The 22,287-nt window shown below is 54.2% G+C and carries 20 protein-coding genes and 1 pseudogene; 11 read left to right on the top strand and 10 right to left on the bottom strand.

From position 1 onward, the window contains the following. Positions 1-8: 8 nt before the first annotated feature. Entirely contained in the window at positions 9-1,169 is a 1,161-nt protein-coding gene (locus CLV83_RS05395) for an NAD(P)-dependent alcohol dehydrogenase (RefSeq protein ID WP_132288572.1), read from the bottom strand. A gap of 499 nt (positions 1,170-1,668) precedes the next feature. On the opposite strand from CLV83_RS05395, the gene argE reads away from it, so the two are divergent. From argE to CLV83_RS05365, 6 genes and pseudogenes are all read left to right on the top strand, one after another. Then, positions 1,669-2,826 carry an acetylornithine deacetylase gene (gene argE / locus CLV83_RS05390; protein WP_132288569.1) on the top strand — a complete coding sequence of 386 codons (1,158 nt, stop codon included), beginning with the start codon at positions 1,669-1,671 and terminating at the stop codon, positions 2,824-2,826. A 123-nt stretch (positions 2,827-2,949) separates the two neighbouring features. Next, positions 2,950-4,371 carry an APC family permease gene (locus CLV83_RS05385; protein WP_132288566.1) on the top strand — a complete coding sequence of 474 codons (1,422 nt, stop codon included), beginning with the start codon at positions 2,950-2,952 and terminating at the stop codon, positions 4,369-4,371. Between the two features lie 222 nt (positions 4,372-4,593). Next, positions 4,594-5,988 (top strand): aminotransferase, encoded by a 1,395-nt coding sequence (locus CLV83_RS05380; RefSeq protein WP_104001906.1) that lies wholly within the window; start codon positions 4,594-4,596, stop codon positions 5,986-5,988. Between the two features lie 287 nt (positions 5,989-6,275). Further along, a complete protein-coding gene (locus tag CLV83_RS05375; protein ID WP_132288563.1) occupies positions 6,276-6,506 on the top strand; it encodes a hypothetical protein in 231 nt (76 codons plus the stop codon). Between the two features lie 196 nt (positions 6,507-6,702). Next, positions 6,703-6,819, top strand: a pseudogene (locus CLV83_RS22750) (type II toxin-antitoxin system CcdA family antitoxin); the annotation flags it as partial. 10 nt (positions 6,820-6,829) lie between these two features. Beyond that, positions 6,830-7,249 (top strand): CcdB family protein, encoded by a 420-nt coding sequence (locus CLV83_RS05365; protein ID WP_243642281.1) that lies wholly within the window; start codon positions 6,830-6,832, stop codon positions 7,247-7,249. Between the two features lie 7 nt (positions 7,250-7,256). Here CLV83_RS05365 and CLV83_RS05360 read toward each other — a convergent pair whose 3' ends face one another. From CLV83_RS05360 to CLV83_RS05350, 3 genes are all read right to left on the bottom strand, one after another. Next, positions 7,257-8,045, bottom strand: coding sequence for a hypothetical protein (locus CLV83_RS05360; RefSeq protein WP_132288560.1), 789 nt, complete (start codon positions 8,043-8,045; stop codon positions 7,257-7,259). Positions 8,046-8,143: 98 nt separating this feature from the next. After that, entirely contained in the window at positions 8,144-9,001 is an 858-nt protein-coding gene (locus CLV83_RS05355) for a hypothetical protein (protein ID WP_132288557.1), read from the bottom strand. 158 nt (positions 9,002-9,159) lie between these two features. Continuing rightward, complete coding sequence (locus CLV83_RS05350; protein WP_132288554.1) at positions 9,160-9,993, bottom strand: abortive infection family protein; 834 nt, start codon at positions 9,991-9,993, stop codon at positions 9,160-9,162. 644 nt (positions 9,994-10,637) lie between these two features. On the opposite strand from CLV83_RS05350, the gene CLV83_RS05345 reads away from it, so the two are divergent. Further along, on the top strand, positions 10,638-11,243 hold the full coding sequence (locus CLV83_RS05345) for a transglycosylase SLT domain-containing protein (RefSeq protein WP_132288551.1): 606 nt from the start codon (positions 10,638-10,640) through the stop codon (positions 11,241-11,243). A gap of 407 nt (positions 11,244-11,650) precedes the next feature. Here CLV83_RS05345 and CLV83_RS05340 read toward each other — a convergent pair whose 3' ends face one another. After that, the gene (locus CLV83_RS05340) at positions 11,651-13,135 is read right to left on the bottom strand and encodes an aldehyde dehydrogenase (RefSeq protein ID WP_132288548.1); all 1,485 of its coding nucleotides are present in this window, start codon (positions 13,133-13,135) and stop codon (positions 11,651-11,653) included. Between the two features lie 34 nt (positions 13,136-13,169). After that, complete coding sequence (aspA, locus tag CLV83_RS05335) at positions 13,170-15,026, bottom strand: aspartate ammonia-lyase (protein ID WP_132288545.1); 1,857 nt, start codon at positions 15,024-15,026, stop codon at positions 13,170-13,172. A 589-nt stretch (positions 15,027-15,615) separates the two neighbouring features. On the opposite strand from aspA, the gene CLV83_RS05330 reads away from it, so the two are divergent. The 4 genes from CLV83_RS05330 to CLV83_RS05315 all read left to right on the top strand — a co-directional run bounded on the left by CLV83_RS05330 (position 15,616) and on the right by CLV83_RS05315 (position 19,024). Further along, on the top strand, positions 15,616-16,890 hold the full coding sequence (locus tag CLV83_RS05330; RefSeq protein ID WP_132288542.1) for a flavin-containing monooxygenase: 1,275 nt from the start codon (positions 15,616-15,618) through the stop codon (positions 16,888-16,890). Positions 16,891-16,981: 91 nt separating this feature from the next. Then, on the top strand, positions 16,982-17,398 hold the full coding sequence (locus CLV83_RS05325) for a RidA family protein (RefSeq protein ID WP_104001918.1): 417 nt from the start codon (positions 16,982-16,984) through the stop codon (positions 17,396-17,398). 9 nt (positions 17,399-17,407) lie between these two features. Beyond that, entirely contained in the window at positions 17,408-18,079 is a 672-nt protein-coding gene (locus CLV83_RS05320; RefSeq protein ID WP_132288539.1) for a DUF1028 domain-containing protein, read from the top strand. Between the two features lie 258 nt (positions 18,080-18,337). Next, a complete protein-coding gene (locus tag CLV83_RS05315; protein ID WP_132288536.1) occupies positions 18,338-19,024 on the top strand; it encodes a TorF family putative porin in 687 nt (228 codons plus the stop codon). 65 nt (positions 19,025-19,089) lie between these two features. Here CLV83_RS05315 and CLV83_RS05310 read toward each other — a convergent pair whose 3' ends face one another. From CLV83_RS05310 to CLV83_RS05300, 4 genes are all read right to left on the bottom strand, one after another. Further along, positions 19,090-20,019 (bottom strand): LysR family transcriptional regulator, encoded by a 930-nt coding sequence (locus tag CLV83_RS05310; RefSeq protein WP_132288533.1) that lies wholly within the window; start codon positions 20,017-20,019, stop codon positions 19,090-19,092. Between the two features lie 423 nt (positions 20,020-20,442). Further along, the gene (locus tag CLV83_RS22570) at positions 20,443-20,589 is read right to left on the bottom strand and encodes a hypothetical protein (protein ID WP_165900245.1); all 147 of its coding nucleotides are present in this window, start codon (positions 20,587-20,589) and stop codon (positions 20,443-20,445) included. Between the two features lie 150 nt (positions 20,590-20,739). Beyond that, entirely contained in the window at positions 20,740-21,699 is a 960-nt protein-coding gene (locus CLV83_RS05305) for an alpha/beta hydrolase (protein WP_132288530.1), read from the bottom strand. A gap of 225 nt (positions 21,700-21,924) precedes the next feature. Then, positions 21,925-22,272, bottom strand: coding sequence for a copper resistance CopC family protein (locus CLV83_RS05300; protein WP_132288527.1), 348 nt, complete (start codon positions 22,270-22,272; stop codon positions 21,925-21,927). Positions 22,273-22,287 lie beyond the last annotated feature (15 nt).

Here is a 22,287-nt window from a genome sequence, read left to right as displayed (position 1 = left end):
AAAAGGAATCAGAAGGTCGCCGCATCGATCACATAGCGGTAACGCGCCTGCTTGTTCACGACGTTTTCCCAGGCTTCGTTAATCTGTTCAGCGGTTATCAGCTCGATCTTAGGCAGCACATCATTGCTTGCGCAGTAATCCACCACCTCCTGAGTCTCCTTCATACCGCCAATCAGTGAGGTATTAAAATTGACCCGCGATGCAGCCAGGCTGATGGCGCTCAGGTTGATCTCGTAGTCGATCGGCATGCCTACCAGCGTGAAGGTGCCATAGGGCTTAACGGTGCTGGCGTAGGCGCCCACATTAAACTGGTACGGAATGGTGGCGATCATGTAATCGAGCTGACCGCGGTAGTTATTCAGCGCCTTCAGCTCATCGTCCACCACGATCACCTCTTTGGCGCCAAAGCTTTTGATGTCATCCACCTTGGAAGCTGAAGTGGTAAAGGCGTAAACCTCGGCCCCCTTGGAAGCCGCAATTTTCACCGCCATATGGCCGAGACCACCGATACCAGCCACACCTACCTTGGTGCCGGGTTTAAGGTCGGCGCGCATCAGTGGCGAATAGGTGGTGATGCCGGCACAGAGCAACGGTGCCGCCTGCTCAAAGCTGATACTCTCCGGGACATGCACCGCAAAGTGCTCTTCCACCACGATATTGTTGGAGTAGCCGCCCTGGGTGATCCCGGTGGGCGAGCGCGGGTCAGGATTGCCATAGGTGAAGAGAGTGTCCGGCAGGTACTGCTCCTCATCGGTGCTGCACTCTTTGCAGCCGCCGACCATACAGCCAACGCCGGCCCGGTCCCCTACTTTGAAGGTGGTCACCTTGCTACCCACAGCTGCAACGATGCCGACGATCTCGTGCCCCGGCACCTGCGGATAGCTCTGCGGCCCCCAGTGGCCCTTCTCCTGGTGGATATCGGAATGGCAGATGCTGGCAAACTTGATATCAATAAGCACATCGTTGTCGCCTACCGGGCGCCGCTCGAACGTCCAGGGCTTCAGTACTCCCGATGTATCGAACGCCGCGTAACCGCGCGACATGATCTTGCCACCACTGGCCGTCTGGCTGGCGAAAGCGGTCATGGGGCCGGAAAAAAGCATGCCCGCGCCAACTGCACCCGCCGCCTTGATCACCTTTCTGCGTGATTGATTGGTATCTTCGCTCATGGTCTAACCTCCCTGGTCAGATTAGTCGGTTAAGCGTTAAATCCTTCCGATGTGCAGAAAATCCACACGCTCGGCTTATCGCTTTAACCAAGCTACCCCAGGAGCAGCCAGCAGCCATAGCACGTTACGGCCGCTTTGTTGCACGATCCTGCAAAGGTCCGCCGAGTAATGATCGGGCGCAAATAACCAACGTGAGACAAAAGGGAAACGTTGATCCGGGAACCACCCGACTCAGCACCAGAGCATTTCCCGGCGTTCAGAAGTGCAAATTCTGCTCAGCGTCAGCGGCTATAAAGCCCCATAAACAGGGGCTGCACACCTGTCTCTTAAACACTTACAGCGAGTTGTAATCGGCGGTTTTCGACGCCTTTCTAGACCTGTTAGCTAAAGGTCTAATATAAGTTTTTCAAATGCAGGAGAGAGATTAATAATATTTTAACAATGTTACGCCCAACCCTATGCTGAGTTTCGACCTAACAGACTCAGTTCGGGAAGTTACATGGCGAATGCATTAACTCTTGAGGTTCTTCGGAACCTGATTGGCTTTGATACCACCAGCGCGAACTCCAACCTTGCGTTGATGGGCTACATCCAGACGTTTCTTAATGAATACGGCGTCGAAAGCCAGCTGATCTACGATCAAGAGGAGAAAAAAGCCAACCTGTACGCCACTCTCGGTCCGAAAGATAAACCGGGCGTGATGCTATCCGGCCATACCGATACCGTTCCGGTCACCGGCCAGAACTGGCAGAAAGCCCCCTACGAACTGACTGAAGAAGAGGGTCGCTACTACGGCCGCGGCACCAGCGATATGAAAGGCTTTATCGCGGTGGTGCTGGCGGCGGTCCCCGAGATAGTTAAACAGGACCTGCATACGCCGATCCACCTTGCGTTCTCCTATGACGAAGAGATCGGCTGCGTGGGAGTGCGCCGCATGATCGATACACTGAAGCAACACCCTCTCAAACCCGGCATCTGCATTATCGGCGAACCTACGCTGATGCGGGTGGTTACCGCACACAAGGGCAAGCTGGCCGCCCGGGTAACCGTGAAAGGTAAAGAGTGCCATTCCGGCATGGCCCCCTGGGGCGTTAACGCCGTTAACTATGCGGCACGGCTGATCACCTGGCTGGAAAAACTGGCCCATAAAAAGGGCGATCAGGGCCCGTTCGAAAACGGCTACGACATCCCCTACAGCACAGTACATACCGGCACCGTGCACGGCGGCACAGCACTGAACATCGTCCCCAACCAGTGCTCATTCCTGTTCGAGATCAGAAACATCGCCAGCGACGATCCACGCGCCATGCTGGCCGAGTTCCAGGCCTATGCCGACAGCCTTATTAGCGAGATGCGCCAGATCGACGCCGGCTGCGACATCGCCATCGATATCACCACCGAATATCCGGGCCTGAGCACCGCCGATGACGCAGAGGTCGTCTCCTTCGTGCAAAGCCTGACCGATGAAAAAACACGGGGCAGCATCAACTTCGGCACCGAAGGCGGCCTGTTCAGCCAGGTGCTGGGCGTGCCCACCGTGGTCTGCGGGCCCGGCAGCATGGACCAGGGCCATAAGCCCGACGAATTCATCCATAAGAGCCAACTGCAAAGCTGTGAGCTCTTTATGGATCGACTCATACGCCAGCTAAAGGCGTAGCAACCCGGAAGGTAAACGCTTCGGTCTTCGACCGGGATATAACTCGTCTTATATCCCCTCGCAGGTCAAAGCGTTTGTCATTCACCTGAAAGTTAAACTAGAACAACTAATCAGGAGACAACTATGTCTGAATCCCAAACGCTAACGGCGGACGCGTCCTGTACGGTGGAAAGCAAGAAAGGTTTTAGCAAAATACTCGGGCTAGGCTCATTGCTGGCGGTTGCCGTCGGCCTGGTCGTATCTCAGGGTGTAATGGTCCTTATGTTGCAGGGTGCAGGTATCGCCGGGCTCGGCTTTATCATCCCCCTCGCCATAGGTTTCCTGCTCGCCCTTACCTACGTGTTCTCGTTCTCTGAACTGTCGCTGATGATCCCCCGGGCCGGCAGCCTCAGCAGCTACACCGAGGTGTCCATCGGTCACTTCCCCGCTATCCTCGCGGTATTCTCCGGCTACGTTGTCGTCGCCATGTTCGCACTCTCCGCTGAACTACTGCTGGTCGACTTCATCATCGAGAAGATCTACCCGGGCGTATTCCCGCCGATGACCCTTGGCTTTGGCCTGCTCGGCGTATTTACCGTGCTCAACCTGATGGGCATCGATATCTTCGCCAAGCTGCAGTCTGCGCTGGCGTTCATCATGGTGGTGGTTCTGCTCCTGCTTGGCCTGAGCGCCGTAGGCGGTTTTGCTAACCCACATCCGGCCGGTATCGAACTGACCGCCGACTGGAACCCGCTGGGTGCCGGTGTGATTTCACTGGTGGCGCTGGCTATCTGGGGTTATGTGGGCGCCGAGTTCGTCTGCCCGCTGGTTGAAGACGCCAAGAACCCCGAGCGTAATATTCCGCGCTCCATGATCATCGGTGTCAGCATTATCTTCGTCACCATTGCGATCTACTGCCTGGGCGCACTGTTCTATATCCCGGCTGACGAGCTCGCCTCTTCCCCGCTGCCGCATTATGACTTTGCCAAAGCGGTGTTCGGCGATACCGGGCTGATCTTCCTGGCTGTGGCCGCGATCACCGCCACCTGCAGCACCGTGAACACCTCACTGGCCGCCATCCCCCGTATGCTTTACGGCATGGCGCAGAATGGCCAGGCGTTCCCGCAGCTGAAGAAGTGCCTGCCCGGCACCAACACTCCCTGGGTAGCGGTACTCTTTGTCGCCGCGATCACCGGCCTGCCGATGATCTTTATGGGCGACAACCCGGATGCTATCGGCCTGCTGCTGATCTCTGCCGCTATCGCCTGGCTGATCGCCTACATCATCACCCATATCAACGTGATGGTGCTGCGCAAGCGCTACCCGGACCTGAAGCGCCCTTACAAAACCCCGTTCTACCCGCTGCCGCAGATCTTCGGTATCGCCGGTATGGTTTACGCCATCTACTACGCCTCTCCGGCGCCGGAACTGAGCGGCCAGATCTTTGGCGCCGCCGGTATCGTGCTGGCAGTGGTCTCGGTGATTGCGATCTTCTGGGTGAAAGTCGTTATGAAAAAGCCGCTGTTCAAGGCCGAGCCGATCGAAAAGGCGCTAAACGCCGAGTAACGTTTTAACCAGGCTCAGCACAACATAAAGCCCCCGCAGCCTTAACACTGCGGGGGCTTCTTTATGGGCGCCGTGCCTGCATCAGTTTTATTAATCTATATCAGTAAAAAATAATATTTTATCAATAACCCGTCACTGGATAAGGTTGTAGGGGTCAAATAACTAATATTAAAAATTCTGGATAAGAAGTTCTGGAATCGAAATTCAGGAGTACTCTCGAAAATGCCCAACAAGCAAACAACCGATATGCAGCAGGTGTGGCAGCAGGACAGAGACCACTACATCCATCCCTGGACTGATTTTTCAACCTTCAAAGAAGAAGGCTCGCTTGTCCTTGCCGACAGTGACAACGTACACGTCAAAGATGGCGAAGGCCGCGAATACCTGGACGGCATCGGTGGGCTTTGGTGCGTTAACATCGGCTATGCCCGTGAAGAGATGGCACAGGCGATCGCAGACCAGATCCGTCAGATCCCCTACTACTCTTGCTTCGGTCACCACACCACCGTGCCTGCAGCGCAGCTTGCCGCCAAACTGGCCGAGCTGGCGCCGGGCAACCTGAACCACGTGTTCTACGGTTGCGGTGGCTCCGTGGCGAACGATACCGCCGTACGGATCATCCACTTCTACTTCAACCAGCTGGGTAAGAAGAGCAAGAAGAAGATCATTTCACGCATCGACGGCTACCACGGCAGCACCTACATGGCGATGTCGATCACCGGCGTGAAGTTCGATCACATCGGCTTCGATATCGAAGAGCAGCTGGTATCCCACATCTCCTGCCCGAACCCCTACCGTCGTCCGGCCGGCCAGAGCCTGGAAGAGTTCTGCAACGAGAAAGTGCAGGAGCTGGAAGACAAGATCCTGGAACTGGGCCCGGATAACGTGGCTGCGTTCTTTGCCGAACCGATCATGGGTGCAGGTGGCGTAATCGTGCCGCCCGAGGGCTACCACAAGAAGACCCTGGAAGTGTGCCGCAAGTACGGCGTGCTCTACGTCTCCGACGAGGTGGTCACCGCCTTCGGTCGTCTGGGCCACATGTTCGCCTCCGAAGCCGAGTTCGGCATCGTGCCGGACATCATCACCTGCGCCAAGGGCCTGACCTCAGGTTACCTGCCGCTGGGTGCGACCATCCTGTCTGACGAGATCTACGACGTCATCAGCAAGCCCCAGGCGGACGGCGCCCTGTTCACCCACGGCTTCACCTACTCCGGCCACCCGGTCAGCTGTGCCGCCGGCGTGAAGAACATCGAGATCATGGAACGCGAGAACCTCTGCGGCCATGTGAAGGATATGGGCCAGTACTTCGAAGACCAGGTGAAAACCCTGATCGACCTGCCCATCGTTGGTGATGTGCGCGGTCGCAAGTTCATGATGTGCATCGAGAACGTAGCGAACAAAGAGACCAAGGAACTGATCAACCCGGATGCCAAGGTCGGTAACCGCATCGCCGACCACTGTCAGGCTCGCGGCCTGATCGTACGTCCGCTGGCACACATGAACGTACTGTCTCCGCCACTGACCCTGACCAAAGAACACATCGACTTCCTGGTTGCCACCCTGCGTGAAAGCATCGAGGCCACCATGGAAGATCTGAAAGCCGAAGGCTTCATCTAATCACTCCCTGTCAGTGACGCTTATCGAGGAGCCTTCGGGCTCCTCTTTTTTTGTCTGCCGCTAATCAACTTTTCGGGGGAACGTCGTCCCCCGCTGCGATCCCCCGCTCGTTCGAACGCCCGCTGCGCCCTGCTCCGCAATTCGTCGAGTTGATTCAACGCATGGAAGCAACCAACAAGCCCAAACCCGCCGGTTTTCACCAGTGCACTTTCACGGCCAATGATCCATGCTAAAAACATCTAAGATCCAACTCAGGCTCAACACGGGCTCAACACAGGGAATATTTCATGAGCAAATCAATCAAGGTTCAAGTGAAGCATAAGAGCGACGCCCCCGAAGACCCGGCAGTGACAGCCAAACACGATGAAGCCCTGCACTTCGTCCAGGGGCTGCGCAAGAAAGGCGATAACGTGAAGGTGATGGTGGACAAGCTGAACGAGCACGGCCATTTACGACCGGATGGCGAACCCTGGGATTACGACAGCCTGAACAGCTTTATTCATGAAGAGAAGATTTAGCGCCTGGCTTTGCGGCGTGCCGGAGCGCCAGCGTAGGTGCGCCCAACAACAGCTATTGGTTAAATCCTTGAGTGCGCATCGGCATGCGCATAGATTAAAGCCATCCATTAAATAGCCACTTGGAGGCTCGAATGGCCGAACTCTACGACGCAGATGCTCCAAAAAAGCGACAAACCTCTAGGTCAATAGGGATCTTTTGCGTAAAACTCGTGAACTAAACATTAACCTGTCTGCTACCCTCGAACGAGCGCTGAAGGCAGAACTGTCAAAACGTCAGGCAGAACAATGGATTGAAGAAAACCGCGCCGCTATAAAGAGTTACAATGATTTTGTCGAAGAACATGGATGCTTCGGCGACGAATTCAGGGAGTTTCGATGGCGCAGTTCGATGTATACCCCAACCCAAGCAAGACCAGCAAAGCGCACTTCCTTACCTGGTCTATATACAAAGCAGCCTGCTGAGCGAACTGGCAACTCGCATCGTCATCCCCTTAGGGAAACGCTCCGCATTTGGTAGTGAAGCCATGCAAGGAATCACGCCGGAAATCAGCTTTGCAGACCAGGAACTCCTACTGTTAACGCCCCAAATTTCCTCTGTTTCGGAAAAGCACCTCAAAAACCGGTTGGCTCGCTATCGCACTTCAGAGACCAAATTGTCGGGGCATTGGACATGGCTATCACCGGCATTTAACGCCGTTATAAATTGCCGAAAAAAGCGTAGCTTATTGAGGTCAATTTCATGACTTTTTTTTAAAGCGAATCTGCTACTTGCCACCCTTTATGCGTTAACTCAAAAACCTCGCCTTTTCCCCCTAGCCCTTTTACGAGATCCCCGCTAATAAGTTCTTCAAGTGCAGCATCATATCTCGCAAAATCTCTTGGATTTTCTGAACCAAATGCGCGTCTGCCGACCTGAATACTTCTCTCCCCGATTGTTCGCGGCTTCAAGATTTTCCCGCTTTTATCTTGGGAAGCTGACTTAATTATTTCTATAGCTTCACTTGAAAGGTTATTTATAGTTGGAATTTTCCGAGAAGATTGGTTTTCGAGTTGGGCCGAAAGCTGATCGCGCTCTCTTCTTAGGCTTTCGATTTGTTCAGATAACCGCTCTTTTGCAGCATCATCCTCAATACCAGCTACTTCTTCATCTCTCTTTGCCCTTTCGATGAGTTCCTTCTCTTTAACAGCGAAGAGATCTGAGCGAGATTGCTCAAGCTCTGCCTCGCGGATAGTTTTCTTATGTTCCGCCTCAAGATATAGATTATCGATCAATCCTGAAGGTTTACGTGAAATGATACCGAATAAATACTGAACCCAATGTGAGGATGCAGCAACTAAAGCACCAACAAGTAAAGGACAGACTACGAGCGTATTATAGCTAGTCATACTATCAAACGCGTTGAGTCGTTCATTCGGTGTGCCATTTGTCACTACCAAAAGAAATATCCCACGCCAATTAAGTGCAATAAATGCGAGAATAGCATAGCCAAAATATGGTGTTTTGATTCTAGAACTAACAGCATCGATTATATCTTTCATACTATTACTCTTTATGCCATTATTACGCTTTCACGCCTAATTTAGGGCCTGGTGCTGCGTAGCAGCGGAGGTCCCAGCCCGCTTGCGGGCGACTACAATCACTTGTTAGCAGCATTTTTATCGAATATACCACCTATGATTTTTTCAAGCATTTTGTAGTCACTTGTTTCTAGCTTATCTGTCTCTAAAACTTGAGTGGTTTTTCCTGAATCAAGTGTGAATCCTGACGAAAACATAGACCCATTTGCAATCGACAATTTCAATATATCTTGCCATTCGTGCTCGGCAGCTGTTTTATAAAATAGAATATTCTCCTCTTGCTTCCTTTTAATAGCCTCATAGTATCGAAATTCTTCCATAGAAACACGATATTGTTTCAGAAAGAAAAATGCTATTGCCTGCACAAAAGCAAAAGCACCAAGTTTTGGTAACGTATCTAACAAACTGGCTGTTATATCTAATTTTGTTTCACCTAAACTTGACGAAAGAATCAGAGCCAAAATGCCAGCGGCTGAAAAGGTTACTCCGACGATCATATATATACGCGCTTTCTTTTCCATTCCAAGAGCAATATTTTCACTCTTTGCGCTTAGTAACTGAAGATACTGTTCGGAGTTTAGAGAATCACTGTTGAAGTCGTATTTCTTTGCTTCTCCAATAGAAGCAAACTTCGCGATAATTTCAGCTATTGGCAATACGCCATTTATATTTAAGTAAAGAATAGGAAAGATTGCGCTAAGTATTGCGAAAAACATTTCCTCAAGATTATTGTCAAATATATTCGTAAAGTACCTGTATGAATCACTTCTTTCTGTGGCGATATGTTCAATAAAATCGTACAGATCTCCCCAGAATCCTTCCCCAAGATACAGGCATAAACAAAACCAAATCATGACCTCCAGCCATTTAATTACTGCCCCATTTCTAATACGTTCTATTCTTTCCTCTACTTCCATATTTTCCTGCATATTTTATGTTGGATACTTTATTGTTCTAACGCCCAATTAAGGGGTGAGCAACGCTACCACCCAAACCTAACGCATTGTGCCATAAACACTAAACTTGAAGTAGAAGCAAAAATGCCAAGCGTTGGGAATCCCTCTTAAATTGTTTGTTAGCTCGCTGACTTACGTTTTTCGTCCCAAGTTTCAAGCACAAACATCGCTATTGTATGCGCAGAGTGAATTGCCAAACGAGCATGACGAGGTTTTAATTTATACATAATTCGACCCTCACCGTGCGCTGAACTGGCATGTGTGCGAAACGCTCCAATACCGTCAACAATTGACAGAATGCCTGATAAAACTCTTTTTAAGTCATCATCTTGAACTAGTTTAGGATCGAAACCTAAATCACCACGCACAACTTTCCAAACGTTTTGTAGATCTTGCTTTTGAGGTTGTGCTAATTGCTCATCAGCAATATAGACCTTAAATATGGATTCCAAAATGTTGCAAGCTGCTGACACTGATTCTCTAGGTTCAGAGTTTACATTTGCTAGCGCTCTTGTAAATTCAGCTTCAATTGAGGGAATGTCTCTACCTTTAATTAAGTCAGACAAGGAGCGACTTGGAGCTGAACTACCATCAGATACAATACCACCATTAATGTAAGTTAGATTGCACTGCGCAAGAATTGACTCAAGCTTTTCTTTGAACTCCTTTTTATGATTTGTAACGTTAGTTCCCCACAGGAAGACCTCTTCCTCTTCTTGCTTTGGTAACTCCATATACGTTTCAATCAACTTACCAAGGACTTTTAATGGTTCGCCTGATTCTTTGTTAATTCGTCTTAGCCACGCTTGAACTTTAACAGGCTTAGAACCTTCAGGCGGCTCCCCTGGAGCATCAGCATATAAGAATAGGTTATCGAGACTTGCATGAGTCTCGAGCGCAGATAAGTTGTCTGATAAAACCGCGATTATAGGCGCAGGAATGTCTTTTCTCATATTGCCTCTTAGCTAAAAATTGATGATTGCGAGCTAACAGCCTGTTAATGGGGCCGTTGGCCCCATAATAATTATTAGATGGTATGCCTATTAATTCCCTGACTTAACCTATCGGATATTTGTAAAATACTGAGTTCATAGAGGAATTTTCGAGCACATCCTTAGGGCGAAACGCCATAGGGTATTCGCGAGCTTTAAGAGCCGACTTAAGGGATACTGACGTTTCTGCGAAAAGTGATAGGCCCAATACAGGCCAAAGCTGTTCTCTGTCGGGAAGTTTTCGAGTCGCTGAACTAGCTATGGGAGAGCTGTACGTATCCATCATCAGTCCCTTTGGATCGTTTACGGCTGTGGTAATACGTCTACTGCCTGTCTGACGTTGGAGTCAGTTTGCTACGGTTGGGGCAAAGGCACAAGTTATACAAGTCATTTCTTAATGTTAAGTCGCTAATGGAAGGTACTGGCCAGCTTCAGAAACTGGTCACAACATACGCGTTAGTATCCGAGAAGCAGTTAAAACTTATGTGATCCGGCGATCAGCCCAGGTGAATCCGCCGAAAGCTCTAAAAGTATGAGATGATTGGTTTTTATTTCCTAAAGCGAGCTCAACCCACCACCCTTTTAACCTGGCTTCCGATCTGCGTATGCGTAAAAGTTTGTTACTCCTGGCCTCATCCCTTCTGCTCGCGTCCTGTGCGACGACTCCGCCTTCCAACGTGGAAAATGCCTGCAGGATTTTTCGTGAAAAGCCCGACTGGTTCGATGCATCCAAGGATGTTGAAGAGAAATGGGGATTGCCGATCCAGGTGCAGCTGGCGATTATGCGGCAGGAATCCAGCTTTAAGCATGATGCTGCCCCGCCAAGAGATACCTTCCTCGGTATCCCCATGTGGTGGCGTGTATCCAGCGCCTATGGCTATGCGCAGGTAAAAGATGGCACCTGGGATTGGTACAAGGATGCGACCGGTAACTGGGGCGCGGACCGTGATGACTACGATGACGCGGTGGACTTTATGGGCTGGTATGCCAACGTATCCCAGCGGACGCTGGGCATCTCCAAGTGGGACGCCTACAACCAGTATCTGGCGTATCACGAAGGTCACGGCGGCTGGAAGCGTAAAAGCTACAACAGCAAGGGATGGTTGGTCCGGGTCGCCAGAAAGGTTGATGGCAACGCCCGCACGTATGGCGAACAGCTACGCGGCTGCCGGGATAGCCTGGGCACCTCACACTGGTGGTGGCCGTTTTAACCGGCAGGGCCAGTAAAATGGCACGGGGTAGAGGAAATGGAAAATAGCTATGTCTTTCTCGTGCCTTATTAATAACAGGGCTCGATGTTTCATGAATGCCTGAGCGCAGCAATCAATCCCCTTTGGCGCAGCCGAGCATCGCAGGCTGAAATAGAGACAAGGGACAGGCTGTTTGAGCGCCGCAGGCGCGAGTTTCCTGTCCCGCTCTTTCAGACAAGAAGCACAGGGTAGTCGGCGTAGCCGACCAAGCCATCGGGGCGGTTTGGGATTGCAAAGGGGCTTACTTAGTAACGAAAGGCGTACAGCCCCTTTGCTCGGCAGCAGCCGAAACCGGCCACGAAAAGGAAGCGGATGAAGGTAATCCCAGTATTCGTTGCTGGTCTACCTCAGCTCCCTTGTAGGGAGCATCAACCGAGTTTGATCCAGGTGGTCTTCAGCTGGGTGAACTTATCCAGCGCATGCAGCGACAGGTCACGGCCAAAGCCGGACTGCTTGTAGCCACCGAACGGTGTGCTGAAGTCCAACGCATCCATGGTGTTCACCGATACGGTACCGGCCTTGAGTTTACGCGCTACGCGGTGAGCGCGGTTCAGGCTCTCGGTCCAAACCGATGCCGCCAGGCCGTAGATCGAGTCGTTGGCGATCGCCACCGCTTCTTCATCGCTTTCAAAGGTAATCACCGCGACCACCGGGCCGAACACCTCATCACGGGCGATGGTCATATCCGGGGTAACGCCGTCGACGATGGTGGGCGCCACGTAGTTGGTGGACTCATCGCCGACACCGCCGGTCAGCACCTTGCCGCCCTGCTCTTCGGCCTTTGTGATAAAGCTGCGTACGCGGCGGGCATGGTTGCTGTCAATCAGCGCGCCCACCTGGGTATCGGGCTCCAGCGGATCGCCGACCTTCATCGAGCGCGCCTTGGTAATCAGCTTGTCGATAAACTGATCCTTGATGCTGCTCTCCACCAGGATACGGGAGTTGGCGGAGCAGACTTCGCCCTGGTTAAAGAAGATACCCATGGCGGCGTGTTCCACTGCGGCATCCAGGTTGCAGTCGGCGAAGATCAGGTTGGGGCTCTTGCCGCCGGTTTCCGGCCATACCGGCTTCATGTTGGATTCAGCGGAGTAGCCCATCAGCAGCTTGGCGACGCCGGTAGAGCCGGTGAAGGTCAGGCAGTCGATGTCGTTATGCAGGCCCAGCGCCTTGCCCACCACTTCCCCGTAGCCGGTAACCACGTTGAGTACGCCATCCGGCAGACCCGCCTCTTTAGCCAGCTCAGCCAAACGCAGCGCGGTCAGCGGTGACTGTTCGGCGGGCTTGAGGATTACAGAGTTACCCGCGATCAGGGCCGGCGCCAGTTTCCAGGCGGCGATATCCAGCGGGAAGTTCCAGGGGATGATCGCGGCGACAACGCCGATCGGCTCGCGGGTGATGGTGGCGATGTTGTTGCCATCGGTGGGAGCCACTTCGCCGTAGAGCTTGTCGATCGCTTCGGCGTACCATTCGAAGCAGGCGGCGGAACCGGGAATATCCAGGTTCAGGGTATCCTGCACCGGCTTGCCTACGTTCAGGCTTTCCAGCAGCGCCAGCTCTTCCAGGTTTTCCATGATCAGCGCGGCCAGCTTCTTGATCACCGCCTTGCGGTGGGCCGGAGCCGCTTCGGACCATTCGCCGGAATTGAACGCACGGCGGGCAGATTCTACCGCGCTGTCCACATCAGCACTGCTGCAGGCGGCGGTCTTGGCCAGCAGCTCGCCGCTGGCTGGGTTGATGGTGTCGTAGGTATCGCAGTTGCTGGCGTTGACAAAGGCGCCGTCTATGAAAGCCTGAGTCTTCAGCTCGATCTGCTGTTGTTTAGAGAGCCAGTACTCTTTGGTCTGTACAGTCATCTTTATCCTCCATTGGCTACCGCGTTAGACGGCGTTACTTATTGGTGAGTAGTTCGGTTTGCGCCTGTTTGCGCATACGTCGGGGTGCCGTCATCGCATCGATACTGAGCACTTCGTTCAACTCTGCTTCGCTGAGCAGCCCCTCCGCCAGTACCAGGTCACGCACACTCTCACCGTTGGTCACCGCCTGTTTTGCGATACGACTGGCATTATCGTAGCCAATATAGGGGTTGAGTGCGGTGATAATGCCGATACTGTTGTTTACCAGGTCCAGGCAACGCTCCCGGTTAGCGGTGATGCCACGAATACATTTGGCGGACAGCGTGTTGATGGCGCGAATCTGCAACCGCAGCGACTGCAGCACGTTAAACGCCAGCACCGGCTCCATCACGTTCAGCTGCAGCTGACCGGCCTCGGCGGCCAGGGTGACGGTGATATCGTTGCCTATAATCTGGAACGCCACCTGGTTCACCATCTCCGGGATCACCGGGTTGACCTTGCCGGGCATGATGGAGCTGCCGGGCTGCATCGGCGGCAGGTTGATCTCCTGCAGCCCCGCCCGCGGCCCGCTGGAGAGCAGGCGCAGGTCATTACACATCTTGGAGAGCTTCACCGCATTGCGCTTCAGCACGCTGGAGAAGGTAACGAACGCTCCCATATCAGAGGTGGCTTCGATCAGGTTGCGGGCGCGCACCAGCTCCTTGCCGGAGATATGGGAGAGTTCCTCAATGGCGAGGCTGGAGTATTCCGGGTCACTGTTGATACCGGTGCCGATGGCGGTGGCACCCAGGTTGATCTCGCGGAAGTACTCCAGTACATCCTTGGCTTCCTCTATATCCTCTTTCTGCGTCACGTACCAGGCGTCGAACTCCTGCCCCAGGGTGATCGGCACGGCGTCCTGCAACTGGGTGCGGCCCATTTTCACCACATCGGAAAACTCCACCGCTTTCTGTTTTAGCTCGTAGCAGAGCCCGGACAGCGCCTTCACGTATTCATCGTGACTCAGCAGGATGCCCAGGCGAATCGCCGTGGGGTAAACATCGTTGGTGGACTGCGAAAGGTTCACGTGGTTATTGGGGTGCAGCTGGTGATAGTCGCCCTTGGCGTAGCCCATCAGCTCCAGCGCCCGGTTCGCGATCACCTCGTTGGCGTTCATGTTGGTGGAGGTACCCGCGCCGCCCTGGATCACGTCCACCATAAAGTGATCGTGCCATTTGCCGGCGATGATCTCGTCGCAGGCTTCGCTGATCGCATTGGCGCGACGATCATCGAGCAGGCCCAGCTTGCAGTTGGCCCGTGCCGCGGCCTTTTTCACCATGGCGAGTGCTATCACCAGTTTGGGGAAATGGCGCAGCTGAATATCGGTGATGGCAAAGTTATGCATCGCACGCAGCGTCTGCACGCCGTAATACGCCTGCTGGGGTACATCCATCTCACCCAGCAGATCCTTTTCACGGCGCAGGTTGTCGGGCCGCTTGGCTTCGGCCACCGCCTCACTGCGTGAGGTGGCCAGCTTCATCAACGGCAGCATCAGGGTGCCGTTCAGTTCCGCCTGTGCCAGCCAGGCGCGCAGACGGGCCAGCTCAATGGTGAGCAGCTGTACCGGTCCCTTGGCGATCAGCGTGCCCCTGGCTTCAACAGAGCCATACAGCGATTCCAGTGCGCTACAGGCCACCGGTGCCGTGAAGTCGACGGTCAGCCCCTCAAGGTCGTACTGGCATTCGCCATCCAGCAGCAGCACCAGTTGATCGGGATGAGCGGCCAGATCGAAGCGCCCGCCCTGTTGCACCGTGGTCAGCCGGCAGAACATCAGCAGGTTGCTGAATTCGGTATCAGGCAGGGAGTCGCATTGCAGAACGGTCTTGATGGCTTTTTTGTTATTGGCGTTCATTTTTATTCCGGGGCGATGAGGGATCGGATCGGACCGCTTCAAGCCGCGGACTCAGTCTCGGAACACGGCTTGATCGATAATGCGACCCAGCCTAAAAACTGCTCAATTATTTGTAAAATACTATAAATCTTCGAACTGCATAGGTTTTACTAAAGCTACTCTCGGACTTATGTTAACGCTTCACTGCATACTTAAAGGTGGCCCAACTCATAACCGGCCGCGTTTATAAGAAGCATCACCGCATATAAGACACTCGACCTAAAAGGACGCAGGTTGAGCATCTAACAGCTTCGCTCAAGGCTGAACACTTCTAACCGAACATTCCCTATGCCTGATAACGCTCAGAACGCCGATTCTGTCCCTGGCCCACCCGCTGATTATCGCCATGCCGTTTGCACTCTCGTTGCCCGCGCCCGCTGAATTCGTTTTTTTAATGCTGTTGTTAAATTAATAATATTTTAACAATCCAAAGCGATCTCCTAGGCTTGAACCCTACTCAGTAAGCAGCCTTGACCAGCCTTTGGCGTCGGGCCCGCATCACTGAACCGCCCTTTCCTTGAAGGCCCGAATAGCAATACAGGATGCAGAGATGACAGCTACAAAAACAGAGATCGATACGCTGGTTGTAGGCGCTGGTCAGGCCGGCGTAGCCATGAGTGAACACCTGACCAAGCTGGGTGTACCTCACCTGGTGCTGGAGAGAAACCGCATTGCAGAGCGTTGGCGCACCGCCCGCTGGGATTCTCTCGTCGCCAACGGCCCCGCCTGGCACGACCGTTTTCCGGGTCTCGAATTCAGCGGTTACGGTCCGGACGACTTCGTGCCCAAGGAAAAGGTAGCGGATTACTTTGTTGAGTACGCCGAGAAGTTTGAAGCACCGATCCGCACCGGTGTTGAGGTGAAACAGGTTTTCCGTAACACCGACCGCCCCGGCTTTACCGTAGAGACCTCTGAAGGCGTGATCCAGGCGAACCGCATCGTCGCGGCCACCGGCCCGTTCCAGAAGCCCGCTATTCCGCCGATCGCGCCGCAGAGCGAGCAGATCACGCAGATGCACTCGGCTAACTACCGCAACCCGCAGGATCTGCCTGAAGGTGGCGTGCTGGTAGTGGGTGCGGGTTCTTCCGGCGTGCAGATCGCCGATGAACTGAACCGCGCCGGCAAGAAGGTCTACCTTTCTGTGGGTGCTCACGACCGTCCGCCCCGCTCTTACCGCAACCGCGATTTCGTCTGGTGGCTGGGTGTACTGGGCGAGTGGGATGCCGAAGCGATGAAGCCGGGTACCGAGCACGTCACCATCGCCGTGACCGGCGCTCACGGCTCCAAAGGCACCGTTGATTTCCGTGCCCTGGCGGCACAAGGCATCAACCTGGTCGGCCTGACCGAGAACTTCAACGAGGGTGTTGCTACCTTCGCACCCAACCTGGTCGAGAATATCGCCCGCGGTGACGACAACTACTTCTCCCTGCTGGACGCGGCCGATGCCTACATCGAGCGTAACGGCCTGGACCTGCCGGAAGAGCCGGAAGCGCGCCGCAAGCTACCGGACCCTGAGTGCATGACCAACCCCATTCTGGAACTGGACCTGGCGGAAGCCGGCATCAGCACCATCATCTGGGCCACCGGCTTCAGCATCGATTACAGCTGGCTGGATGTGAACGCCTTCGACAGCAACGGTAAGCCCCAGCATCAGCGCGGCGTATCCACCGAGCCCGGCGTTTACTTTATCGGTCTGCCCTGGCTGTCGCGCCGTGGTTCCACCTTTATATGGGGCGTCTGGCACGATGCGAAGCACATCGCCGATCACATCGCGACCCAGCGTAAATACCTGGAATACCAGGACGCGGACCAGCGTAACGCCTGATCGCGGCAAGTGTTGGCGGCGGGACTGACCCGCCGCCATTTCTCGTTTTTATCTTGTCTCATTTTTCGCTTTGCTACAGGAGCTGATGCCGATGCCCACACATACACGAATCCGCATGTTCAACACCAAGGAAACCTACCCCAACCAGACGCTGGACAACGATCTCTGCCAGGCGGTTAAAGCCGGCAATACGGTCTATGTCCGTGGTCAGGTCGGTACCGATTTTGAAGGGAACCTGGTGGGCCTTGGCGACCCCCGTGCTCAGGCCGAGCAGGCGATGAAGAACGTCAAGCAGCTGCTTGAAGAGGCGGGTTCCGATATGTCCCATATCGTTAAGACCACTACCTACATCACCGATCCGCGCTTCCGTGAGCCGGTATACCGTGAAGTGGGCAAATGGCTGAAGGGAGTGTTCCCGATCTCTACCGGGCTCGTTGTCGCCGGCCTTGCGCAGGCGGAATGGCTGATGGAGATCGATGTCATCGCCGTTATACCCGATCAGGAATAAGGAGCAAGCATGACTTTTTCCGTGGCGGGTTTTTGTCCCGAGACCGGCATGCTGGGCTGTGCCATCAGCTCCTCCAGCATCTGCGTCACCAGCCGCTGCGCCTTTGTCGGCAGTGGCACCGGTGTTGCGCTGACCCAGAACGTAACCAACCCCGACCTGGGGCCCCTGGGTCTGAAGCTGCTGAGCGAAGGCCTCTCTCCCGAGCAGGTGCTTGAGGCACTCGGCGAAGCCGATAGCGATGTGCGCTGGCGTCAGCTGGGCGTACTGAATAACAAAGGCGAAGGCGCCACCTTCAGCGGCGAGAAAGCGCTGGGCCTGCACGCAACGGCGGTGGGTCAGAACTGTATCGCCATGGGCAACCTGCTGCAGAACGAACAGGTGCCAGCGGCCATGGTGAAAGCGTTTGAAAGCAGCACCGGTCACCTGGCGGAACGCCTGCTGCAGGCGCTGGAGGCGGGCCTCGCCGCCGGTGGCGAAATGGGCCCGGTGCATTCGGCAGGCATTCTGATGTGCGCCGAACCCCAGTGGCCGGTGGTCGATCTGCGCGTCGACTGGCATATCGACCCGATCAACGAGCTACGCATGGTCTGGCACAACTACCAGCCCCAGATGCAGGCCTACATCACCCGCGCCCAGGACCCTGACAACGCCGAAAGCTACGGCGTACCTGGTGACGAATAGTCCTGTTTGTGTCCGCCCCGACACGTCGGTTTAGCGAGCGCCGCACCCTGCGCTCAGCGGACAGTCGCCTATAGGTCAGCAAAGGCAAGGATCATCCAATAACAACGAAGCACCCGGCCACTGAACCTGGCTTCAGTGGCCCCGCGTACCCGAGGCGCACCCTGGCTGCCTCGGGACACGCGGTTTTAATCGCCCCCTGGTCATGCGAAACACCCAACAATCCTAAAAAAGAAAATGCACTTCAGGAGTATGTAGTAAATGAAAAAAGTACTGTTTGGTCTGGTCAGCACTCTGGCAGTCACTCAGGTATACGCCGCGGAAACTTCTGGCACCATCAGTTTCACCAACGACTACCGCTTCAACGGTATCTCCCAGACGGCGGGTGATGCTGCGATCCAGGGAAGCCTGGATATTGCCTTCGATAACGGTATCTACGCCGGCATCTGGGGCAGCAATGTGGATTTCGGGGACGACGCCAACCTGGAGATCGATTACTACGTCGGGTACGGCAACAGCATCACCGATGACCTGAGCTACGATGTGAACCTGGCCTGGTACACCTACCCGGGTTATGACGCTGCTGATGGCGACTACGGCCAGATCAACTTCAGCCTCTATTACGGCAACGCTTACCTCACCTACGGCTATGCCGACGACTATTTCAACACCGGCGAATCCGGTCAGTACATCGCTATCGGCTACAGCCAGCCGCTGCCTATGGATCTTAGCCTGGACCTGCACGCAGGCCACAGCTTCGGTGACTACTGGGGCGAAGCCGATATCAACGACTACGAGGATTACTCCATCGGCCTGTCCGGCAGCTATGCCGGTGTCGATCTGTCGGTCGCTTACCTGTTTAACAGCATCGACAAGGCGGACGAATACAACAGCGGTCTGTTCCGTAACGATAACACCGTCGTGCTGACCGTTTCCCGCACCTTCTAATCCCCCTTCCAGGGAGCCTGACTCGGGCTCCCTTTTTTCTTCGGGCTATCGGGTAGCAGCGCCGATCAGGAGGATTTCTCCTCTATATCGCCGCTGAGCAACCGGTCTGCATAGCTCTGCAACATCTCTACAAACGCATTGCCTGCGGGTGTCAGACGCGACTGGGCAAGTCGGGCGATCCCCATCTGCAGCGGCATCAGCTCATCTTCCAACTCCAGCGACACAAATTCAGAACCATCCAAGGCCACGTTGCTGACCGCCGGGGTATTGAACAGCGAGTAGCCAAAGCCGTTGGCCACCATACCCCTGACCATACCCAGTGAATGCGCCTTGTGCGCGCAGTTCGGTTTGAGGTTCTGACTCAGGAACAGCGAGCTGAAGTATTCGCGGCTCATGGGCCAGTCGAGCATCACCATGGGAAGGTCCGCCAACTCCTTGAGTGAGACCTTTTTCCGGTTTGCCAGCGGGTGGTCCTGGCTTACCACCGCATAGGGCGGCAGAGACAACAGCGGCAGAAACTCGACGGAGTCGGGTAGCTCCATATCGTAGGTGATCGCCAGTTCATAATCGCTGTTGAGCAACCCCTGAATCAGATCGCGCTGGTGCATCTCGTCGCAATGAACATTTACCTCCGGGTAACGGGTAATAAACTGCTTGAGAATGCTCGGCATCATCAGTGCGGTAAAGGTCGGAAACCCCACCAGATTCAGGTTACCGGTGATATCCTTACCAAGGCTGGTGGCGAACAGAGCCAGATCATCGGCCTGCTTGAGCAGGTTCTTGGACTTGCGATAAAACTGACGGCCCTGGGGCGTCAGCGTCAGACCCTGGGCATGGTGTCGGATAAACAGCTGCAGCCCGGTGACGGTCTCAAGGTGATGAATGGCCGACGAGATGGAGGGCTGAGAGACGTACATCTCCTCCGCTGCCTTGGTGACGCTGCTATGGTCACCGGCCAGTACAAAATATCTCAATTGCTTTAGCGTAAAGTTCATTGGGCTACCTTTGAGGGAGCTGCAGAATTCTGGCCTTGCGCCGTGCAGTACCCTGTGAAATCTGATGTCGCTCGGGCAGTGCCATAAAACAATAAAATCTATTCTATCTTATGTTAGCACCAGATTTTTTTATGCAGCATCTTTGCCACTCAGTCCTTGTGCCTATTAAAAGCAGAGAATGGTCTGGGTCGATCAAGTAAAAGGCGATAATCTTCTGGCGCAGCAACATCAACCCGCTTTTAAGGCGTGGACGATGCGCCCTTTCAATGCACGCAACTCCCCAAAAACCAGCATAATCCTGGGCCAACTTTTTAACGGAAGTCAGCGAGCCGAAGCGCATGCTCATAAAAAAGCCCCGCTCGGATCAATGAGCAGGGCTTTCGGGTGTTATTCGTGAGGTCTTAACGACAGGCAGTCCAATAATCAGGCGTGAACTTCCAGCTCGCTGGGTGCCTCGTTTTCTTCATAGGCCTCAGCCAGCTTCTCGCTGCGGGCCGCTTCCAGCTCCTCCTTGGTTGGGGGTGCCAGGCGCTCGGCAAAATCTTCGAGCTCATCCAGTCCATTAAACATCGTGGCGTTGCTCCTTCTCTTGGTTAAGCTCTATTGCAGCTATCCATTACATTAAAGTCAGCATAACAGTCCTGCTCGCCTGCGACTATGACCGTTCACGACGCTGCGCTTTGGCAGAACGCATCAGAGCCTATCCCGAAGAAAACAGCCTTAGAGAATATGACGCCGATCCCGGCTCACACCGACAAAGACACGTCCGGTTTGCAGTGACTGAACGAGATGCTGGAACACAACGCCGGGATTTCCCTCCCCATCATCGATGAAATAGCTGTGGCCCTTGGGGCGGTCGTAGCGGTTGTTAAAGTTGTCGCAGTCGATGGCGTACACGTTGGACTGGGTTTTATCCATATCCTCGGGGCCGGAGTGACCCAGCCTGCGTGATGCCACCTTGTTCTTCAGGTTAGAGACTTTGCTTGCCCGCAGTGCGAGATCATCCGAGGCGTAATAGACCGATACATTGCGTGATGACTGGCTGATCAGACGGCCCGAAAACTCCGGCTCCAGCGATTCATTAACGATATCCGCCGCCACCAGAAAGGTGTTTCTGAAGATCAGCGGCACCCCGTCCGCCAGATCATATTTATCCCAGGCCGCCAGCGTCTGCCTCAGTACCCGGTTACCCATGGAGTGCGCCAGCACATTAATCCGCTTGATACAGGGAAACTCTTCCGGCTCTTCATCGCGCCAGCGCATAAAGAACTGCAGCGCGCGGGCAAAGGAGAAGGCACTCATATCGGCGGATTTCTGGTCATCCCAGTAGTCCTTGACGATGCCGGGGTCGTCATCGCAGGGCCAGATCACCGGTATCACCTGCACCAGTTCGGGGTCGACCGCATCGAACTGGGCCTGCAGCGACAGCGCACGCGGGAAGATATCCGGCTCCGGGATATTGGAGAAACCATGGATAAAGAAAAGCAGCTGTTTGGATCGGCTCTGTTTCAGGCGACTCAACCAGAGCTTGGAACCCAGCTCGATATAGTCGTCCGGCCCCACTCTTTCGCAGCAGTAGATCGAGTTTGAAGGTGCGTTTTTCTTTAGATCGAATGCAAACTTGCGGTTAACCCGTGTGCGGATCGAGCCCTTCGGCTCCCTGTTGGTAACAAAAAGCATGACTCCCTCCAGTCTTTTTATCCTCTGATGCGCATGCTCCTCGTGCTCAGGTCTGGTAAGGAGTGCCGCGCGTCCTTCAGCCAAAGGCTGTTCGAAGCATAGATCAGTTTTTGAAAGACCATGGGATCAATAAGACTTTTCAAGTAGCAAAAGGCAGAAACAAAACGGCCGGCGCTCTGAGGAGATCGCCGGCCGTTTTCGGTCAGACTTTATGCAGGTGTTTGATCAATGCTGCATAAACTGGAAGGAACCGGTCATCTTGTGGCCGTCTTCACCCATGGCGGTCCAATCCACCTTGTAGGTATCCGGCTTCAGCATCGGCATGGGTACGCTGAAGTTTTTGGCCGGCTCGGTCATCGGTGAAAAGCCGATGCTTACCGGCTTGTTGGATGAGTCGATCACACGCACGTTGACCAGGCGCACATCCATGCCGAAGGTCATCTCAACGTTCTTGACCGGCTCCATCATCATGGCGCCATCCATCGGATGGGATTCCATCATATCGGTATGGGCGAAGGCCGGAGCAGACAGGGCAATAAGGCCGGCAGCGATGATCGATTTCAAAGTTTTCATGGTGTCTTTCCTCAT

It is taken from the genome of Marinobacterium mangrovicola (assembly GCF_004339595.1).
Lineage (GTDB): Bacteria > Pseudomonadota > Gammaproteobacteria > Pseudomonadales > Balneatricaceae > Marinobacterium_D > Marinobacterium_D mangrovicola.
Note: the sequence above shows the minus strand (reverse complement) of the source record. Positions and strands in the feature narration are given on the sequence as shown.

Excerpts from the sequence above, each read along its gene's own strand:
- CLV83_RS05395 (WP_132288572.1), bottom strand. The coding sequence starts at position 1,169 with ATGAGCGAAGATACCAATCAATCACGCAGAAAGGTGATCAAGGCGGCG.
- argE (WP_132288569.1), top strand. The coding sequence starts at position 1,669 with ATGGCGAATGCATTAACTCTTGAGGTTCTTCGGAACCTGATTGGCTTT.
- CLV83_RS05385 (WP_132288566.1), top strand. The coding sequence starts at position 2,950 with ATGTCTGAATCCCAAACGCTAACGGCGGACGCGTCCTGTACGGTGGAA.
- CLV83_RS05380 (WP_104001906.1), top strand. The coding sequence starts at position 4,594 with ATGCCCAACAAGCAAACAACCGATATGCAGCAGGTGTGGCAGCAGGAC.
- CLV83_RS05375 (WP_132288563.1), top strand. The coding sequence starts at position 6,276 with ATGAGCAAATCAATCAAGGTTCAAGTGAAGCATAAGAGCGACGCCCCC.
- CLV83_RS05365 (WP_243642281.1), top strand. The coding sequence starts at position 6,830 with ATGATTTTGTCGAAGAACATGGATGCTTCGGCGACGAATTCAGGGAGT.
- CLV83_RS05360 (WP_132288560.1), bottom strand. The coding sequence starts at position 8,045 with ATGAAAGATATAATCGATGCTGTTAGTTCTAGAATCAAAACACCATAT.
- CLV83_RS05355 (WP_132288557.1), bottom strand. The coding sequence starts at position 9,001 with ATGGAAGTAGAGGAAAGAATAGAACGTATTAGAAATGGGGCAGTAATT.
- CLV83_RS05350 (WP_132288554.1), bottom strand. The coding sequence starts at position 9,993 with ATGAGAAAAGACATTCCTGCGCCTATAATCGCGGTTTTATCAGACAAC.
- CLV83_RS05345 (WP_132288551.1), top strand. The coding sequence starts at position 10,638 with ATGCGTAAAAGTTTGTTACTCCTGGCCTCATCCCTTCTGCTCGCGTCC.
- CLV83_RS05340 (WP_132288548.1), bottom strand. The coding sequence starts at position 13,135 with ATGACTGTACAGACCAAAGAGTACTGGCTCTCTAAACAACAGCAGATC.
- aspA (WP_132288545.1), bottom strand. The coding sequence starts at position 15,026 with ATGAACGCCAATAACAAAAAAGCCATCAAGACCGTTCTGCAATGCGAC.
- CLV83_RS05330 (WP_132288542.1), top strand. The coding sequence starts at position 15,616 with ATGACAGCTACAAAAACAGAGATCGATACGCTGGTTGTAGGCGCTGGT.
- CLV83_RS05325 (WP_104001918.1), top strand. The coding sequence starts at position 16,982 with ATGCCCACACATACACGAATCCGCATGTTCAACACCAAGGAAACCTAC.
- CLV83_RS05320 (WP_132288539.1), top strand. The coding sequence starts at position 17,408 with ATGACTTTTTCCGTGGCGGGTTTTTGTCCCGAGACCGGCATGCTGGGC.
- CLV83_RS05315 (WP_132288536.1), top strand. The coding sequence starts at position 18,338 with ATGAAAAAAGTACTGTTTGGTCTGGTCAGCACTCTGGCAGTCACTCAG.
- CLV83_RS05310 (WP_132288533.1), bottom strand. The coding sequence starts at position 20,019 with ATGAACTTTACGCTAAAGCAATTGAGATATTTTGTACTGGCCGGTGAC.
- CLV83_RS22570 (WP_165900245.1), bottom strand. The coding sequence starts at position 20,589 with ATGTTTAATGGACTGGATGAGCTCGAAGATTTTGCCGAGCGCCTGGCA.
- CLV83_RS05305 (WP_132288530.1), bottom strand. The coding sequence starts at position 21,699 with ATGCTTTTTGTTACCAACAGGGAGCCGAAGGGCTCGATCCGCACACGG.
- CLV83_RS05300 (WP_132288527.1), bottom strand. The coding sequence starts at position 22,272 with ATGAAAACTTTGAAATCGATCATCGCTGCCGGCCTTATTGCCCTGTCT.